The following is a 16,559-nucleotide window of genomic DNA, read 5'->3' on the forward strand; positions in this document are numbered from 1 at the left end:
CAAATCGCACAATGATCTTGCCTTCGCCGCGTCCTGCTGGTCAAATTCCGCGACAAACAGGGAGAAGGCCATCATGACGGACATGAACCCGGTTTCCACGCCCCCCGGACTGATCGACAGGGCGAAATCCATATTGCTCAAACCCAAAAGCGAATGGGAAGTCATCGACGCTGAACCTGCCAGCATCGGTAGCATCTTCATCGGCTATGCGATGATCCTGGCCGCGATACCGCCGCTGGCCGGGCTGGTTGGTGGCCAGATGTTCGGCTATGGCGCGCTTGGCATAAGCTTTCGGCCATCGCTGGTCGGCGCCGTTGGCAGCGCCATTGCCCAATATGTCTTTTCACTGATCGGCCTGTTCGTGCTGGCCTGGCTGATCAACATGCTGGCACCCCGGTTCGGCGGCCAGAAGAATATGGTCAAGGCAGTCAAGGTCGCGGCCTATTCGGCGACGGCAAGTTGGCTGGCCGGAATATTCCTGCTGCTGCCGATGCTCGGAATATTGAGTATATTGAGGCTCTACAGCCTCTATCTCCTGTATCTCGGCTTGCCACGATTGATGCGGGCACCAGCCGACAAAGCCATGCCTTATACGGTCGTGACGATCGTCGCCGCCATATTGCTGTCGCTCCTTGCCGGTGCGGTCGCAGCGCCCTTTTCGCGATTTGCAGCGCCGTCAGTGGGGGACTCCGCAGTCGATGGGCAAATGACCATTCCGGGTGTCGGCACGGTCGATCTCGGCAAGCTCGACGCCGCCGGCAAGAAGATGGAGGAAGCCGCGCGCAAGATGGAGGATGCGGCCAAGACTGGCGCGCCCGCCGTCGCCCTGTCCCCGTCCGCGCTGCAGGCGTTGTTGCCTGAACGAATCGGTCGGTTCGAGCGGACCGAAATCGAAAGCGCGGGAATGGCTGGCGGCGCGCAAGCGAGCGCCCGCTATCAGGCAGGCGACGACGATATGAAGGTGGAAATCATCGACATGGCGGCGATGGGCGCGATGACCGGGATTGGCGCAGCGTTCAATGTCCAGTCCAACCGCGAAACAGCGACCGGCTATGAGCGTACGCAGACGGTCGATGGACAGTTGGTCAACGAAAGCTGGGATCAGGAAAGCCGCGACGGCAAATATGCGACGAGCATTGCCAATCGCTTCATGCTGTCCGCCAGCGGCACCGTGGCCAATATCGACGAACTCAAGTCTGCGGTCCAGGCGATCGGCCCGGAGAAGCTGGCCGCGATGGCGCAGTGACAGACAAGGCGCGACATCCATGTTGGTGTCGCGCCTTGCCTTAATGTTGTTCCAGCCGTCCTTCGTGCAGGCGAACCACCCGGTCCATCTTTTGCGCCAACCGCTCATTATGCGTGGCGACCAGCGCGGCGGAGCCTTCGCCACGGACTAGCCCCAAAAATTCCGCAAGGACGACGTCGGCGGTGCGCTCGTCCAGGTTGCCGGTCGGTTCGTCGGCCAGCACCAGCGCGGGGCGGTTGGCCAGCGCGCGGGCGACGGCGACGCGCTGCTGCTCGCCGCCTGACAATTGGCTGGGGCGATGGTCGAGCCGGTGTCCAAGACCAAGCGCGGTAAGCAGCGATTCGGCACGCGCCTTGGCAGCGCCCATGTCCACGTCGCGGATCACCTGCGGCAGGATCACATTTTCAGTTGCGTTGAAATCGGGCAGCAGATGGTGGAACTGATAGACGAAGCCCAATGCATCACGGCGCAGGCGGGTGCGGCCGTCATTGTCGAGCTTGGCCGCTTCCTCGCCGCCGATGCGGATCGAACCATCGAAGCCACCCTCCAGTAGGCCGACGGCCTGGAGCAGCGTCGATTTGCCCGACCCCGATGGACCGAGCAGGGCGACGATCTCGCCCGGCCCCACATTGAGGTCGACGCCGCGCAGCACGTCAATGGTGACGCCGCCCTGGGTGAAGCTGCGGGTGAGGCCCGTGACCTTCAATATGTCATTCATAGCGCAGCACCTGGACCGGATCGGTATTGGCGGCCTTGAAGGCCGGATAAAGGGTGGCAAGGAAGCTGAACACCAGCGCCATGATGCAAATGGTGGCAATCTCCACCGGATCGGGCTGCGATGGTAATTCGGTCAGGAAGCGGATCGAGGGATCCCAGAGATTTTGCCCCGTCACGAACTGGATCGCGTTGACGATCCCCTGGCGGAAGAACAGAAAGGTGAAGCCCAGTATCATGCCCGCCACCATGCCTAGCGTGCCGATCGTGACGCCAACCGTCATGAAAATCTTGACCAGGCCGATCCGGCTGGCCCCCATCGTCCGCAGGATGGCGATGTCGCGCGTCTTGGCGCGGACCAGCATGATGAGCGAGGAAAGGATATTGAACACGGCGACCAGCACGATGATCGAGAGGACGACGAACATCGCGATCCGCTCGACGGCCAGCGCCTCGAACAGCGAAGCGTTCATCTGTCGCCAGTCGGTGACGACGGCGCGCCCCGCGACTTTGCCAGCGAGCGGCTCCAATATCTGACCGACCCGATCGGCATCGACGGTTTCGACCTCGATCATGCCGACCACGTCACCCAGCAGCAGCAGCGTCTGCGCATCCTCCATCGGCATGACGACGAACGCCTTGTCATAATCATAGACGCCGACTTCGAAGATGGCGGCGACCTGATAGGCGACCTGGCGCGGCACGGTGCCGAAGGGGGTCGAGCGACCGGCCGGATTGATGATGGTCAGGCTGTCGCCCAACTGGATGCCTAGATTTTCCGCCAGCCGCGAGCCGATGCCGATCCGGCTGCTATTGGCAGTCAGATTGTTGAGCGTCCCCGCCAGCACCTTGCCCTTGAGCGTCTTGTTGGTGCGGATGTCGGGCACCGTCATGCCACGCACCAGCACGGCTTCGACCCGGCCGTTGAAGGTGGCGAGTAAGGGCTGCTCAATCATCGGCGTGGCGTTGGTGACGCCGGGCGTCGCCCTCGCCTGAGCCAGCACCGACTGCCAGTCCGGCAGACGCCCACCGTAGCCCTGCACCACCGCATGGCCGTTCAGCCCCACGATCTTGTCGAACAGTTCGGCGCGAAAGCCGTTCATGACGCTCATCACGATGATGAGCGCGGCGACGCCGAGCATGACCGCGGCCAGGCTGATGCCGGCGACGAGGAAGATGAACCCTTCCCCCTTGCCGGGCAAAAGGTAGCGCTTGGCGATCATGCGTTCGTAGCGGGAAAGAATCATGTGGCGCGGACGGCCTCTGTGGAAGGATAGGCTGATCGTCTAGGCATGGCGGGACCGAACGGCAAGCATTGCCAGATTGTTGCATCACGGCCACAGGGCGCACCGCAAAATCACAGACGCCCGATTTTGCCCGTGACTCCGGCCCGCCGCAGTCATAGCAAGACCCTAGAAGCACAGGTAAAAGGCCGTGGTTCAGGGATACTGCATCCCGCTTCGAGCTTAGGGGGCTGAGAAGCGGTTGAGGCAGACCAAGGGGGAGACGAGCAATCGTCTATGAAGCGCCCGGATCGTGAAAACACGATCCGGGCGCTTTTTATTTGTCTTCTGCGCCCAACGATCGCCATTGGACAAAAGGTCCAAGGTCGGCATTTTTCCGCGCGCGCCATGCCCGTTTCGCCCTCTTGAAACCGTCGGGCTCAAAACCATATCCACGCTGTCCAGCCGCCATATGGGGCTGGGCGCAGTATAGCCGGACGCCTGTTTCGGGTCCGGCCTGTTCATTTTGCTCTTTGGGAGATTATGACAATGCGTGCATTTGACCTTACCCCCTATCGTCGTTCCACCGTGGGTTTCGATCGTCTGTTCGACCTGATCGAAAACAACGCCCGGTTGAGCCAAGGGGACAATTATCCCCCGTTCAACATCGAGCGCCTGTCGGAGGATCGCTATCGCGTGACGCTGGCCGTGGCCGGCTTTCGTCCCGACGAGATCGACATCACCGCGCAGCAAAACCTGCTCCAGGTGATCGGTCGCAAGGATGAAGGGTCCGCATCGGATCGGTCCAAATATCTGCATGTCGGCATCGCCAATCGCAGCTTCGAGCGGCGGTTCGAACTCGCCGATTTCGTGCGGGTGGAAAAGGCGGATCTGGCCGATGGCCTGCTGGTGATCGACCTGTTGCGCGAAGTGCCCGAAGCGATGAAGCCCAAGAAGATTGCCATCAATGGCGGTCAGCTTGTGGAGATCACCGCCAAGGACCGCGACGCCGCCTGAGCGGTGGAATGACGTAAGCCTGTGGGGCGCGGCCTTTGCGAAGGCCGCGCCCTTTTCTATATCTCGACCTGGCTGCCCAGTTCGACCACGCGGTTGGTGGGCAGGCGGAAGAATTCCATCGCGCTTTCCGCGTTGCGCAGCATCCAGGCGAAGATTTTTTCGCGCCAAAGCGGCATGCCGGGTTTGGACGACGGCAACAGGGTCTGACGGGCCAGGAAGAAGCTGGTGTCCATCATCTTGAACGCCTGACCACAGCCCGACACATTCTTAAGCGCGGCGGGCACATCGGGTTCCTGCATGAAGCCATATTGCAGGACCATACGGAAGAAGCCGCGTCCCAGATCCTCCAGCTTGCAGCGGCCGTCATCTTCGACCACCGGTACGTCCTTGATCTTGACCGTCAGCAGGATGACTCGCTCGTGCAGCACCTTGTTATGCTTGAGATTGTGGAGCAGCGCATGGGGCACGCCATCGGGCGTCGAGGTCATGAAGACCGCCGTGCCCGGCACGCGCACCGCGCTGTTGGCGGCCGACGCCACGAACACCGGGATCGGCATCGCGGCTTCGCGTAACCGATCCTGCACCAGGCGGCGACCGCGCGACCAGGTGGTCAGCAGGGTGAAGATGATGAAGCCGATCAGCAGCGGGAACCAGCCACCATCGGGCACCTTGGTCAGGTTGGCCGCGAGATAGGCACCATCGACGATGTAGAAGACGGCCAGCACCGGCGCGGCATAATACCATTTCCAGTTCCACAGCCGGTACAGCACGACGGTCAGCAGGACGTTGTCGATGAACATCGCACCAGTGACCGCGATGCCATAGGCGGCGGTCAGGTTGGACGAGGTCTTGAAGGTCAGCACCAGCAGGATGACCATCACCATCAGGCCCCAGTTGATGAGGGGGATGTAGATCTGGCCCGCCGTCGCGGCGCTGGTATGGGCGATGCGCAGGCGCGGCATGAAGCCTAGCTGGATCGCCTGCTGCGTGACCGAGAAGGCACCGGAGATCACCGCCTGCGACGCGATGATCGCGGCCATGGTGGCGAGTGCGATGAGGGGCAACTGCGCCCATTGCGGGGCGAGATTGTAGAAGGGACTGTCGAGCGCTGCGGCCCCCTCTCGGAACAGTAACGCGCCCTGCCCCATATAATTGAGCATCAGCGCGGGCAGCACGAAGGCGAGCCAGGACACGCGGATCGGATTGCGGCCGAAATGGCCCATATCGGCATAGAGCGCTTCGGCCCCCGTCACCGCCAGCACGACCGAGCCGAGCGCCAGGAAGGCGGGCAGCGGATCAGTGACGAAGAACATCACCGCCCAATAGGGGTTGAAGGCGTAGAGGATGCCGGGCGTCTTGATGATCGAGAGGATGCCCAGCGTCGCGATCGTCACGAAATAGAGCAGCATGATCGGACCGAACAGGGTCGCGACCTTGTTGGTGCCCAGCCCCTGTATCCAGAACAACCCGACGAGAATCAGGATCACCACTGGCAGGATCGCAGGGGCCAGCACCGGATTATAAACGGCAAGCCCCTCGACCGCCGACAGGACCGAGACGGCCGGGGTGATCATCGAGTCGCCGTAGAACAGCGCCGTCGCGAACACGCCGAGCAGGACGATGCCGCGCGACCAGCGCTGCGTCTTCGTCTGCCCGTTGATCAGCGCCAGCAGCGCCAGGCTGCCGCCCTCGCCCTTATTATCCGCGCGCATGATGATGCTGACATATTTCAGCGTCACCACCAGCATCATCGACCAGAACATCAGGCTGATGACGCCCAATATATGGTCGGGGTCGAGCGTCAGTTCATGATGCCCGGCGAAGGTTTCGCGGAAGGCGTAGAGCGGGCTGGTGCCGATGTCGCCAAAGACGATGCCGATCGCGCCGACCACCAGCTTGACGGTGGCCTTCTGCCGGGCGTGGCCGTGGCCGGATTCTTCCTCGCCGGACGTCAGCGCGGTGTTGGGAAGCAGGTCAGCCATGCAGGAAAAACGCAATGGTCATACTGTGTCGACATCCGAAGAGAAGCGATGACGGACGATGCTGTCACCCCACAAACCGCCGCGCCCTACCATGCCCTCCGGGGGCGTGCAATGCGACGCTGCGTGCCTAAGGTGCGGCCGTTCCATCCTGAGCCAGAAGGGCGTCGATACGCGCGATATTGGCTTGAAGTTCCGCCTTCATCCGACTGTCTGCCGGCGCGCTCTCCGCCAACGGAGCCCAGATGCCACGAGCAGCCTGCAACTGGTTGTTGCGTGCCAGCGCCAGACCATAGAAATAGCGCGGCGCAAGACCTTCGGCATCCAGCGCCATGGCCCGCCGGAACGCGAAATCCGCGCCCGGCGACAATATGCCATCGGCATGGGCGACGAGCGCATTGCCAAAGCCGAGCCAGAGCGTGGCGTCGTCGGGCCGCGCGCGCAGGCCGGACAGCAGGATGTTGGCGGCATCCTTCGTCTTGCCCTGACGGCCCAGGCCATCGGACAGGATCAGCCATTGCCCGGTCGGGCCGAAACGTTCGCCGAGGCTGCGCCGTTCTTCGGCCAGCTTCTCGTCGAACTGGCCCTCGACCGGTTTGGTCGACCGCGGCGCACCGGCAAGGCTGGGGTTCCCCTGCCAGGCATAGCCCGCCAGCCCCAGCAGGAGCGCGGCCGCGCTGATCTCCCGCGCGGAACGGGGGATGCGGCCAAGCAGCAGCATGGCGAGGAAAGCCAGAGCCGCGAGGCCGAAGGCGAGGAACCAGCCGGTCATGACCGCACCTTTCGCTTGATCCGGCCGCGCAGCAGCAGCAGGCCAAGGCCAAGCAGCAGCAAGGGCGCGCCCCAGAGCGGCCAGAGGATGGGGGCGGCGGTAGGCTCGTAGCTGACCCAGTCGCCATAGCGAGCGATCAGCCAGGTGCGGATCGCTTCGGGCTGCTCGCCCGCCATGATCCGTTCGCGGATTTGCGAGCGCATGTCCCCCGCCATGCTGGCATTGCTGTCGGCGATCGACTGGCTCTGACAGGTGAGGCAGCGGATGGTTTCCATCAGCGCCTTGGCCTTGCGCTCCTGTGCGGGGTCGGCGAGTTGGCGATCGGCCCAAGGCGCGGGCGGCAGCGCTGTCTGGGCAGCGAGCGGGGTCGCGATCAGCGCGAGGAGGAAAGCCATGATCAGTCTCATTGCGCGGCCCTCAGCTTTTCGAGGATCATCGGCACATCATCGGCGCGGATGTCGCCGATATGCTGGTAGGCGATGCGCCCCTTGCCATCGATGACGAAGGTTTCAGGGACGCCGGACGAGCCGAGCGCGATCTGGACGGCGCTGCGGGCGTCGAGGCCGATGCGGGCATAGGGATTGCCGTAGCGAGCGAGGAAGGCATCGACATCGGGCCGGGCGTCGCGGATGGCGATGGCGTCGATCGGGACACCGGCCTGCTTGAGCGCCAGCAATTGCGGGGCTTCGGCGGCACAGGGAACGCACCAGCTGGCAAAGATGTTGAGCAGGCGTGGCTGGCCGGTCGCCATCTGCGCGCTGGCGAGCGGCGGGCGGTCGCTGGCGGCGGCGGGCAATGTGAAGGCCGGGAGCGGCTGGCCGATCAGGCGGGAATGGATGACGCGATCGTCAGGCTGGAACAAGCCGCTGGCGAACAGGGCGATGAAGCCGAGGAACAGCCCAAGCGGCAGCCAGATCAAAAGCTTCCTCATGCCGTCGCCGCCCTGGCACGCCACTTCATCAGCCAGCCGCGCCGTTCGCGGCCCAGCAGCGCCAGGAAGCCGCCCAGCGCAATCAGGATGCCGCCGAACCAGATGAGGGTGACGAAGGGCTTCCACCAGATGCGCAGTTGCCAGCGACCGCCTTCGACTTCCTCGCCCAGCACGACATAAAGCTGGCCGTTCCAGCGGGTGAGCAAGGCGGCCTCGCTGGTGGTGGTCGGGGGCGAGGCGAAGAAGCGGGACTGGGGGTGGATCATCACCGGCGCGCCGCCGCGGCGGACCTCCATGTCGGCCTGAAGCGCGGTCCAGTTATCGCCCGCTATGGGTTGGATCTGTACGAATCGCAGTTGCCAGCCCGCGGTCTGGATCATGTCGCCGGGGCGGGCGGCGACCAGTTTCTCGACCGTGAAGGCGGAGTCGCTGGCCATGCCGCCTAAGCTGACCGCGCAGCCGAGATGCGCGATGACCATGCCATAGGTGAAGAGCGGTGTGCGGCGCAGATTGCGTTTCCACAAGGGCGCGAGGCTGGCGACGCCGACAGCACCGGCAATGACGAGGCCGAGGAAGGGCAGGATGCCGATGCGGCCCCAGGCCAAAACGGACAGCGAAGCGGACAAGGATAGCGCTATGAGAAAGGGGATTACCAAACGTTTGGTCACCACCCGCGCATCGTCCCTGCGCCAGCGCACCAATGGGCCGACGGCCATGGCGATCATCAGCGCCAGCGCGATCGGCCCGGCGATCCGGTCGAAATAGGGCGCGCCGACCGAGACCTTGTGGCCGAAGGCTTCGGTCATCAGCGGATAGAGGGTGCCGATCAGGACCAGTCCCAATATGACCGTCAGCAGCAAGTTATTGATAACCATCATGGTTTCACGGCTAACCAACTCGAACGGCGCGCCTTCGCGTACGGCACCGATGCGCCAGCCGAACAAAGCCAGCGCGCCACCGATATAGAGGGCGAGCAGGCCGAGGATGAAGCTGCCGCGTTCCGGGTCCACGGCGAAAGCATGAACGCTGGTAAGAATGCCCGAACGGACGAGGAAGGTGCCTACCATCGACATGGAGAAAGCAACGACCGCCAGCATCACCGTCCAGGCGCGCAGGGCGTCGCGGGTCGCCAGCACCGTGACGCTGTGGAGCAAAGCGGTCGCGGCGAGCCAGGGCATGAGCGAAGCGTTTTCGACCGGATCCCAGAACCACCAGCCGCCCCAGCCCAATTCATAATAGGCCCAATAGCTGCCCGCGGTGATGCCCAGCGTCAGCATCACCCAGGCGGCCAGCACCCAGGGGCGCATCGCGCGGGCAAAGGCGGCATCGACCTGCCGCGTCAGCAACGCGCCGATCGCGAAGGAGAAAGCGACCGAGAGGCCGACATAGCCGATATAGAGCGTGGGCGGATGGAAGGCGAGACCGGGATCTTGCAGCAGCGGGTTCAGCCCCTGCCCGTCCGCTGGCGCGGGGGAGATGCGGGCGAAGGGGTTGGAGGAGAAGAGCAGGAAGGCGTAGAAGCCGAGCGAAATCGCGGCTTGGCCGCCCAGTGTCGCTATATGGGTGTCGCGGCGCAGCGCGCGCTCGAACAGCGCAACGGCGGCTCCGGCGACGCCCATGACCGTGACCCAGAGCAGCATCGACCCTTCATGATTGCCCCATGTGCCCGCGAATTTATAGAGCCAAGGCTTGGCCGAATGGCTGTTGGTCGCGACCAGCAGCACCGACATGTCCGAGCGCAAAAAGAGCGTGACGAGCGCGATGAAGGCGATGGCGGTCAACACGCCCTGCGCCACGGCGGCGGGACGCACGGCGGCGAGCAGGTCGGGCTTGTTGCCCTTAAGGCCCGTGAAGGCGAGGACAAGCTGGAGCAGCGCCAGCGCAGCGGCGAGCCAGAGCGCGGCGAGGCCGATTTCGGCGATCATAGGGCCTTATCCACGCAAAAATGATCCTCCCCCTGTGGGGGAGGTGGCTGGCCGCAGGCCAGACGGAGGGGTGTCCTGCTATCGAGAGGGTGACACCCCTCCGTCAACGCTTCGCGTTGCCACCTCCCCTGCCAGGGGAGGATGAGAATATCGTACAGCCTCACTGGTCCACCTCGATTTCACGGGTGGTTTCGTTGTAGCTCATGCCTTCCAACTCGCGGGGCATATAGCGTTCGTCATGTTTGGCGAGCAGGTTGGTGGCGACGAAGGTGCCTTTGGTATCGAACGATCCTTCGGCGACGACGCCGCTGCCTTCCTTGAACAGGTCGGGCGCGATGCCGCTGAAGGTGGCGGGCACGGTGGCCTTGCCGTCGGTAACGTCGAAAGTGATGGTGACGCCATCGGGCGCGCGCTTGAGGCTGTCCTTGACCACCATGCCGCCAAGGCGGATCGGCTTGCCGGGTTCGACACCCTTGGTCTTCACATCGCCCGGCGCATAGAAATAGGCGGCTTCATCCTTGAGCGCGGAAGCCGCCAGCAGGCCCGCACCGATGAGCGCCACCAATGCAGCGAGCGCGAGGATCAGCCGTTGATGCTTGGCCTTCATGCGCGGTCCGCCAGTTGCTCGGCCTGGGCCTCGGCACGGCGCATCGCGCGCCAGCTAAGCCAGCTGACCGCCGCCGTGCCCAGCAGGGTGACCGCATAAGCGGCGATGACGAAGGTCCATTGCTGCATCGGGGTCACCCTCTCGCGAGACGCTGCATGCGCGCCTCGACCTTGTTCTGCGCCAATATCGCGCGCATCCGCATCAGGACGATCGCGCCGAACCAGAGTGTGAAGCCGAGCAGCGTCAGGCCCAGCGGCCACAGGATTGCCATGTCGATGCTGGACCCCCGCATCGTGATCGACGGCCCCTGATGCAGGCTGTTCCACCAGACGACCGAGCGGTTGATGATCGGAATATTGACCGCGCCGACAAGGCCGAAAATGGCAGTGACGTTGCTGACGCCGCCCTGCCCGGCCCCCTGTCGCGCGCTGGCATTGGCGAGCGCGATATAGCCAAGATAGAGGAAGAACAGGACCAGCATGGAGGTCATCCGCCCGTCCCATTCCCACCAGGTTCCCCAGGTCGGGCGACCCCAGATCGATCCCGTGGCCAGGCAGATGGCAGTAAACAGCGCGCCGGGTGCGGCAATGGCGCGGCCTGCCACAGCGGCGAGCGGATGCCGCCACACCAGTTGCATCAGCGCGGCGATGGCGATGCCGGTCCAGCCGCCCATGGCGAGCCAGGCGGCAGGCACATGGATATAGAGGATGCGCACCGTCTGCCCCTGCAAATAGTCGGCAGGCGTCAGGAAAAGGCCGCACGCGCAGCCCGCTAACAACAGGGCAAGCCCCGGCCAGAACAGCCAGCCCGTCAACGGGCGCGCGATCTTGAGGAAGCGGGCGGGATTGGCGAAACGATGCATCAGGGCTGCGTCTGTAGCGGGGCATGCAGGGCAATGCCAGTGGGGCGTTTTGCGGATAGCGGGCCAGCTGAAACGCTGCGTTGCGACACGCCTCGACGCTTTTTTATGACAGGAGGGCGACAAAGCGGCTTCGAGTGACTATATGCGCGCTCAACGACGACCCTTGGATATTCCTTATGGGTTGTCAGGAACGGCTATGGAACCGCTCGCACCCATGATGACTACGAACCCCTTCGACGACGACAAGTTGCGCGAGGAATGCGGCATTTTCGGCGTTTCGGGCGCTGATACGGCGTCCGCTATCGTCGCGCTTGGCCTCCACGCGCTACAGCATCGGGGGCAGGAAGCCGCCGGCATCACCAGCTGGGACGGGCATGATTTCCATACCCACCGGGCCATGGGCCATGTGGCGGGGAATTTCGACCGGGACGAGGTGATTCGCGGATTGCCGGGCGACGCGGCCTGCGGCCATGTGCGCTATTCGACCACCGGCGAGACATCGCTGCGCAATGTGCAGCCGCTCTATGCCGAGTTGAATTCGGGCGGATTCGCGATCGCTCATAATGGCAATATCTCCAACGCAATGAAGGTGCGGCGCGAGCTGATTCGGCGCGGGTCGATCTTTCAGTCGACGTCGGATACCGAGGTCATCATCCATCTGGTGGCGACGTCCAGCTATCGCACGCTGCTCGACAAGTTCATCGATGCGTTGAAGCAGGTCGAGGGTGCCTATTCACTGATCGTCATGACGCCCGAAGGGATGATCGCCTGTCGCGATCCGCTGGGCATCCGGCCATTGGTGATGGGGAAGCTCGGCGATACGACGATCTTCGCGTCCGAAACGGTGGCGCTCGACGTGGTGGGTGCGGAATATCTGCGCACGATCGAGCCGGGTGAACTGGTGATCGTTACCAACGAAGGCGAGATTCGGTCGCATCGGCCGTTCGGCCCCGTCCATCCGCGCCCCTGTATCTTCGAGCATGTCTATTTCAGCCGTCCCGATTCGATCGTCGACGGATCGAGCGTCTATTCGGTCCGCAAGGCGATCGGCGCGCAGCTGGCGATCGAAAATCCGGTCGAGGCCGATTATGTGATCCCCGTGCCCGACAGCGGCGTGCCCGCGGCGATCGGCTATGCCCAGCAATCGGGCATTCCGTTTGAACTCGGCATCATCCGGTCGCACTATATCGGGCGGACCTTCATCCAGCCGGGCGACAAGGTGCGCCATCTGGGTGTGAAGCTGAAGCATAATGCCAACCGCGCGCTGATCAAAGGCAAGCGGATCGTGCTGATCGACGATTCGATCGTGCGGGGGACGACCAGCTTGAAGATCGTGCAGATGATGCGCGAAGCAGGCGCGGCTGAAGTGCATATGCGCATCGCGTCGCCACCAACCAAACATAGCTGCTTCTATGGCGTCGATACGCCCGAACGCACCAAGCTTTTGGCGCATAAGCTGGACGTGGGTGGCATGCAGGATTTTATCCATGCAGATAGCTTGTCGTTCATCTCGATCGATGGCCTTTATAAGGCGCTGGGCGAAGCGAAGCGGGCCGATACGCGGCCGCAATATTGCGATGCCTGCTTCACCGGCGACTATCCCACCGCGCTGACCGACCAGGATGATGTGGTGGTGACCAATCAGCTCGAATTGCTCGCCGAGCGGGTGGCCTGACGGGCTTTCCTTGCGATCTTCGCCGAACCTAAAAAATCCGTTCGGGCTGAGCCTGTCGAAGCCCCTTACTTCTCCAGGAAGTGAGGCCCTTCGACAGGCTCAGGGCGAACGGAACATAAATCAGTTTGAAAATGACGAGATGCTATGACTGACACTTCCTCCCGCTCCGGCCCCCTTTCCGGCAAATTGGCGCTCGTCACCGGGGCAAGCCGGGGTATTGGCGCAGCCACGGCCGAGGCTTTGGGCCGGGCTGGTGCGCATGTCGTGCTGACCGCGCGGACGACAGGCGGGCTGGAAGAGGTGGAGGAACGCATCCACGCCGCAGGCGGCAGCGCGACGATCGCGCCGCTCGACCTGATCGATGGCGAGAGCATCGGGCGGCTGGCGCAGGCGATCGGGGGGCGCTGGGACGCGCTCGATATATTGGTGCTGAACGCCGCGACGCTGGGCGCGCTGGCGGCGGTGCCGGCGATCGACGCCAAGGAATTTGCGCGACTGTTGACGCTCAATATCGCTGCCCCCCAGGCGCTGATCGCGGCGTTCGACGGGATGCTGCGGGCAAGCAAGGATGCGCGGGTGGTGGCGGTGACGTCGTCGGTCGTCAGCCCGCGCGCTTATTGGGGTGCCTATGGTGCGTCGAAGGCGGCGCTGGAAACGCTGGTGGGTGCCTATGGTGAGGAGATGAAGAATATCTCGGCCATCCGCACCCATATCGTCGATCCGGGCGCGACCCGCACGGCGATGCGCGCGCGGGCCTTTCCGGGGGAAGACCCTGCGACGCTCAAGGGGCCGGAGGTCGTGGCCGATGCGATTGTCGGACTGGTCGCGGCGGATACGCCGACCGGGCACCGGATGCGGGTTGAGGGCTGAACGCGGCGCGGGCGTTTCTCGACTGCGCTCGACACGAACGGCGGTTTTAGGCGGGCTTCACCAGCGTCACTTGTGCCACGTCGATGCCGCCGCCGCGGAAGCCGCCTTCGCAATACATCAGATAATAGCGCCATAAGGCCACGAAATGTTGGTCGAAACTGGCGGGCAGCAGGCCTTGCTCGATCGCTAGGTCGAAGCGTAAGCGCCAGCGGCGGAGTGTCTGCGCATAATGCTGGCCGAAGCGGTAGATGTCGCGCCACTCCAGCCCCTGTTGCTCAGCCAACGCGCGGAAGCGGCTTTCCGACATCAGCATCCCGCCGGGGAAGATATAGGTCTGGATGAAGTCCGCGCCGCGCGCATAGCGGTCGAAGATCGCGTCATCGATCAGGATATATTGGATCGCCGCGCGGCCGCCGGGCTTGAGCAAGCGGTGGATGGTGGCGAGATAGGCGGGCCAATAGCGCTGGCCAACCGCTTCGACCATTTCGACGCTGGCTATGGCGTCATATTGCCCCTGCGCATCGCGATAATCGGTGAGGCAAATTTGTGCGCCGGAGCCGAGACGATCGCGGGCATAGTCGGCCTGCTCGGTCGAGAGGGTGAGGCCGGTATAGGCGATCGCCTGCCGCTCCATCGCCTGTTCGGCAAGGCCACCCCAGCCGCAGCCGATTTCGAGCAGGCTATCGCCACCCTTGAGCGCCAGCCGGTCGAGGATCGCGTCGACCTTGCGCCGCTGAGCCTGTTCCAGAGTCTCGGTATCGCTGTCAGGATCGGTGAATAAGGCACTGGAATAATGCATGAGATCGTCCAGCCAGAGCTGGTAGAAATCATTGCCCAGGTCATAATGATAGGCGATGTTGTGGCGCGATCCGGTGCGGCTATTGCGCCGTGCCCAATGGATCGCGCGGCCGATCCAACGGGTCGGGCCATTGGGCCGCGCGACGCGGCCGAGCGCGACGGCATTGGTCATGAACAGGGCAAAGAGGGGCACCGGGTCGGGACTGGTCCATTCGCCCGCCGCCCAGGCACGATACCAGCCCGCCGATCCGCCAGTGGCCAAGCGGATCAGCGCGCGCCAGTGGACGAGATGGACTTCGCAATGCGGCCCCGGCGCGCGACCACCCAGCATCCGGCGCGCGCCGTCGGGCAGGATGGCATCGAGCGATCCTTGATCCAGCCCCCGGTCGATCCGGTCGAGCAGGCGATGGAAGAGCGGTCCCAATGCGCGGCTCATCCGGCTGGGGTTGCCGGAACGGGGCGGCTGGCGCACGGAAAGCGCGCGGCGGCCGCGGCGGGGATCGACTGCATTCATGGCGTCATTCCTGCCCGAAGCAGGCGAGCGCTGCAATCACCCCTTTGCGTGGCGATAGGCGGCGAGCGCGCGCTCGCGCCCTTCGCGATGGTCGATGATCTTGGGCGGATAAGCAGCGGGGCGCGCGCCATGGGCGTCAGGGTCGTGGATAACGCTGTCGTTGAGGTCGGCCAGTTCGGGCACCCAGCGGCGGATATAGGCGGCGGCATCGAATTTTTCCGACTGGCTGAGCGGGGCCATGATGCGGGTGAAGAGATTGGCGTCAACGCCGCTGCCCGCGACCCATTGCCAATTGACGCTGTTATTAGCGTAGCTGGCATCGACGAGCGTGTCCCAGAACCAGCGCGCGCCGTGGCGCCAGTCGATCAGCAGATGCTTGATGAGGAAACTGGCGGCGATCATGCGGACGCGGTTATGCATCCAGCCGGTCGCCCAAAGCTGGCGCATCCCTGCATCCACGATCGGATAGCCGGTCCGCCCGGTCTTCCAGGCGGTAAAATCCGACCCGGCGCTGCGCAGGTCGCGCCATTCCAGCGCATCGAAATCCGACCGGGCATTTTCCGAGCCATAGGTCGGCATCTGGCAAATCTGCACATGGGCATAATCGCGCCAGATCAGTTCCTTGAGATAGATTGTTGCATCCTGCCCTGAAGATGCGACGCGGTGCCAGACGGTGGCGGGCGAGATTTCGCCGAAATGAAGATGCGCCGACAGGCGCGAGGAGCCTTCGACCGAGGGCAGGTTGCGCGCGACCGGATAGTCGCCGACTGCATCGAGAAAGCTGTTGAGGTGCGCGCGCGCGCCTGCTTCGCCGGGCGTCCAGTCTTCGGTAAAGCCGCTCGCCCAATCGGGCTTGGTGGGGAGCAAGGCCCAGTCATCCAGCGCGTCGCTGGCTGGCCATTGGTCCGGCGACGGGATGGCCGCAGGCGCGCGGGTCGGCGTGGGCGGTGGCATATGCTCCATCACCGCGCGGGAAAAGGGCGTGTAGATGCGATAGACTCCCCCTGCCCCGGTCCGCACCGCGCCGGGCGGCAACAGCAGGCCGCCGTCGTGAAGGCAAAGATCGAGCGTCTTGGCCACCGCCTTTTCCGCGTTGCGCCACCAGGGTTCATAATGGTGCAGGGCATGGACGCGGCGCGCGCCGGTTTCTTCGGCCAGTTGCGCCAGCATGTCGGCCGACGCCCCGCGCCGCAGGATGAGGCGCGACCCCTTTTCGCGCAGCCGCTCGTCTAGGCTGGTCAGGCTGTGGTGCAGCCACCAGCGCGACGCGCCGCCCATCGCCCAACTGCGCGGCGTGTCATCGTCCAATATATAGACCGGGATGACCGGCCCCTCCTCCACCGCAGCGGCGAGCGCGGCCTGATCGGACAGGCGCAGATCCTGGCGGAGCCAGAGGAGGACGGGGGCGTTGGTGGACATGATGGGG

Annotated in this window: 16 protein-coding genes; 4 read left to right on the forward strand and 12 right to left on the reverse strand. The window is 63.9% G+C overall.

Annotated features, from left to right (window positions below; all coding sequences use genetic code 11):
- The first annotated feature begins 73 nt into the window (after positions 1 to 73).
- On the forward strand, positions 74 to 1,246 hold the full coding sequence (locus OVY48_RS20560) for a Yip1 family protein (RefSeq protein ID WP_313924256.1): 1,173 nt from the start codon (positions 74 to 76) through the stop codon (positions 1,244 to 1,246).
- 40 nt (positions 1,247 to 1,286) lie between these two features.
- On the opposite strand, the gene OVY48_RS20565 is transcribed toward OVY48_RS20560, so the two are convergent.
- Positions 1,287 to 1,964 (reverse strand): ABC transporter ATP-binding protein, encoded by a 678-nt coding sequence (locus tag OVY48_RS20565; protein ID WP_313924257.1) that lies wholly within the window; start codon positions 1,962 to 1,964, stop codon positions 1,287 to 1,289.
- On the reverse strand, positions 1,957 to 3,207 hold the full coding sequence (locus OVY48_RS20570) for a lipoprotein-releasing ABC transporter permease subunit (protein WP_037474611.1): 1,251 nt from the start codon (positions 3,205 to 3,207) through the stop codon (positions 1,957 to 1,959). Before OVY48_RS20570 ends, OVY48_RS20565 begins: the two co-directional genes overlap by 8 nt.
- 519 nt (positions 3,208 to 3,726) lie before the next feature.
- Here OVY48_RS20570 and OVY48_RS20575 point away from each other — a divergent pair.
- Entirely contained in the window at positions 3,727 to 4,200 is a 474-nt protein-coding gene (locus OVY48_RS20575; protein ID WP_171899275.1) for an Hsp20 family protein, read from the forward strand.
- A 56-nt stretch (positions 4,201 to 4,256) separates the two neighbouring features.
- On the opposite strand, the gene OVY48_RS20580 is transcribed toward OVY48_RS20575, so the two are convergent.
- The 8 genes from OVY48_RS20580 to ccmC form a co-directional block, all read right to left on the reverse strand.
- Positions 4,257 to 6,182, reverse strand: a complete 1,926-nt coding sequence (locus OVY48_RS20580) for a potassium transporter Kup (protein WP_313924258.1) — start codon at positions 6,180 to 6,182, stop codon at positions 4,257 to 4,259.
- 127 nt (positions 6,183 to 6,309) lie between these two features.
- Positions 6,310 to 6,951, reverse strand: a complete 642-nt coding sequence (locus OVY48_RS20585) for a cytochrome C biosynthesis protein (protein WP_313924259.1) — start codon at positions 6,949 to 6,951, stop codon at positions 6,310 to 6,312.
- Positions 6,948 to 7,358 carry a cytochrome c-type biogenesis protein CcmH gene (locus OVY48_RS20590; protein WP_096060662.1) on the reverse strand — a complete coding sequence of 137 codons (411 nt, stop codon included), beginning with the start codon at positions 7,356 to 7,358 and terminating at the stop codon, positions 6,948 to 6,950. Before OVY48_RS20590 ends, OVY48_RS20585 begins: the two co-directional genes overlap by 4 nt.
- Positions 7,355 to 7,882, reverse strand: a complete 528-nt coding sequence (locus OVY48_RS20595; RefSeq protein WP_037474627.1) for a redoxin family protein — start codon at positions 7,880 to 7,882, stop codon at positions 7,355 to 7,357. The genes OVY48_RS20590 and OVY48_RS20595 overlap by 4 nt, the downstream gene beginning before the upstream one ends.
- Positions 7,879 to 9,807 carry a heme lyase CcmF/NrfE family subunit gene (locus tag OVY48_RS20600; RefSeq protein WP_313924260.1) on the reverse strand — a complete coding sequence of 643 codons (1,929 nt, stop codon included), beginning with the start codon at positions 9,805 to 9,807 and terminating at the stop codon, positions 7,879 to 7,881. The genes OVY48_RS20595 and OVY48_RS20600 overlap by 4 nt, the downstream gene beginning before the upstream one ends.
- 160 nt (positions 9,808 to 9,967) lie before the next feature.
- Positions 9,968 to 10,414: a cytochrome c maturation protein CcmE gene (ccmE, locus tag OVY48_RS20605; protein WP_037474631.1), complete on the reverse strand. Its 447-nt coding sequence runs from the start codon at positions 10,412 to 10,414 to the stop codon at positions 9,968 to 9,970.
- The gene (locus tag OVY48_RS20610; RefSeq protein ID WP_272945507.1) at positions 10,411 to 10,542 is read right to left on the reverse strand and encodes a hypothetical protein; all 132 of its coding nucleotides are present in this window, start codon (positions 10,540 to 10,542) and stop codon (positions 10,411 to 10,413) included. The genes ccmE and OVY48_RS20610 overlap by 4 nt, the downstream gene beginning before the upstream one ends.
- Positions 10,543 to 10,547: 5 nt before the next feature.
- Complete coding sequence (gene ccmC, locus OVY48_RS20615) at positions 10,548 to 11,276, reverse strand: heme ABC transporter permease CcmC (RefSeq protein ID WP_313924261.1); 729 nt, start codon at positions 11,274 to 11,276, stop codon at positions 10,548 to 10,550.
- A gap of 214 nt (positions 11,277 to 11,490) precedes the next feature.
- Between ccmC and purF the strand changes: the two genes are divergently transcribed.
- The gene (gene purF, locus OVY48_RS20620) at positions 11,491 to 12,951 is read left to right on the forward strand and encodes an amidophosphoribosyltransferase (RefSeq protein ID WP_333972528.1); all 1,461 of its coding nucleotides are present in this window, start codon (positions 11,491 to 11,493) and stop codon (positions 12,949 to 12,951) included.
- A gap of 144 nt (positions 12,952 to 13,095) precedes the next feature.
- Positions 13,096 to 13,821, forward strand: coding sequence for an SDR family NAD(P)-dependent oxidoreductase (locus OVY48_RS20625; RefSeq protein WP_037474636.1), 726 nt, complete (start codon positions 13,096 to 13,098; stop codon positions 13,819 to 13,821).
- Positions 13,822 to 13,867: 46 nt separating this feature from the next.
- Here OVY48_RS20625 and OVY48_RS20630 read toward each other — a convergent pair whose 3' ends face one another.
- Entirely contained in the window at positions 13,868 to 15,133 is a 1,266-nt protein-coding gene (locus tag OVY48_RS20630; RefSeq protein ID WP_313924262.1) for a cyclopropane-fatty-acyl-phospholipid synthase family protein, read from the reverse strand.
- A 36-nt stretch (positions 15,134 to 15,169) separates the two neighbouring features.
- Positions 15,170 to 16,552 carry a deoxyribodipyrimidine photo-lyase gene (locus OVY48_RS20635; protein ID WP_313924865.1) on the reverse strand — a complete coding sequence of 461 codons (1,383 nt, stop codon included), beginning with the start codon at positions 16,550 to 16,552 and terminating at the stop codon, positions 15,170 to 15,172.
- Positions 16,553 to 16,559 lie beyond the last annotated feature (7 nt).

Source organism: Sphingobium sp. SA2, assembly GCF_032227065.1.
In the GTDB taxonomy this organism is placed as follows: Bacteria; Pseudomonadota; Alphaproteobacteria; order Sphingomonadales; family Sphingomonadaceae; genus Sphingobium.

Coding starts and splice junctions, on each gene's coding strand:
- ccmE (WP_037474631.1), bottom strand. CDS start 10,414: ATGAAGGCCAAGCATCAACGGCTGATCCTCGCGCTCGCTGCATTGGTG.
- OVY48_RS20565 (WP_313924257.1), bottom strand. CDS start 1,964: ATGAATGACATATTGAAGGTCACGGGCCTCACCCGCAGCTTCACCCAG.
- OVY48_RS20575 (WP_171899275.1), top strand. CDS start 3,727: ATGACAATGCGTGCATTTGACCTTACCCCCTATCGTCGTTCCACCGTG.
- OVY48_RS20635 (WP_313924865.1), bottom strand. CDS start 16,552: ATGTCCACCAACGCCCCCGTCCTCCTCTGGCTCCGCCAGGATCTGCGC.
- ccmC (WP_313924261.1), bottom strand. CDS start 11,276: ATGCATCGTTTCGCCAATCCCGCCCGCTTCCTCAAGATCGCGCGCCCG.
- OVY48_RS20595 (WP_037474627.1), bottom strand. CDS start 7,882: ATGAGGAAGCTTTTGATCTGGCTGCCGCTTGGGCTGTTCCTCGGCTTC.
- purF (WP_333972528.1), top strand. CDS start 11,491: ATGATGACTACGAACCCCTTCGACGACGACAAGTTGCGCGAGGAATGC.
- OVY48_RS20585 (WP_313924259.1), bottom strand. CDS start 6,951: ATGACCGGCTGGTTCCTCGCCTTCGGCCTCGCGGCTCTGGCTTTCCTC.
- OVY48_RS20600 (WP_313924260.1), bottom strand. CDS start 9,807: ATGATCGCCGAAATCGGCCTCGCCGCGCTCTGGCTCGCCGCTGCGCTG.
- OVY48_RS20610 (WP_272945507.1), bottom strand. CDS start 10,542: ATGCAGCAATGGACCTTCGTCATCGCCGCTTATGCGGTCACCCTGCTG.
- OVY48_RS20590 (WP_096060662.1), bottom strand. CDS start 7,358: ATGAGACTGATCATGGCTTTCCTCCTCGCGCTGATCGCGACCCCGCTC.
- OVY48_RS20630 (WP_313924262.1), bottom strand. CDS start 15,133: ATGAATGCAGTCGATCCCCGCCGCGGCCGCCGCGCGCTTTCCGTGCGC.
- OVY48_RS20625 (WP_037474636.1), top strand. CDS start 13,096: ATGACTGACACTTCCTCCCGCTCCGGCCCCCTTTCCGGCAAATTGGCG.
- OVY48_RS20560 (WP_313924256.1), top strand. CDS start 74: ATGACGGACATGAACCCGGTTTCCACGCCCCCCGGACTGATCGACAGG.
- OVY48_RS20570 (WP_037474611.1), bottom strand. CDS start 3,207: ATGATTCTTTCCCGCTACGAACGCATGATCGCCAAGCGCTACCTTTTG.
- OVY48_RS20580 (WP_313924258.1), bottom strand. CDS start 6,182: ATGGCTGACCTGCTTCCCAACACCGCGCTGACGTCCGGCGAGGAAGAA.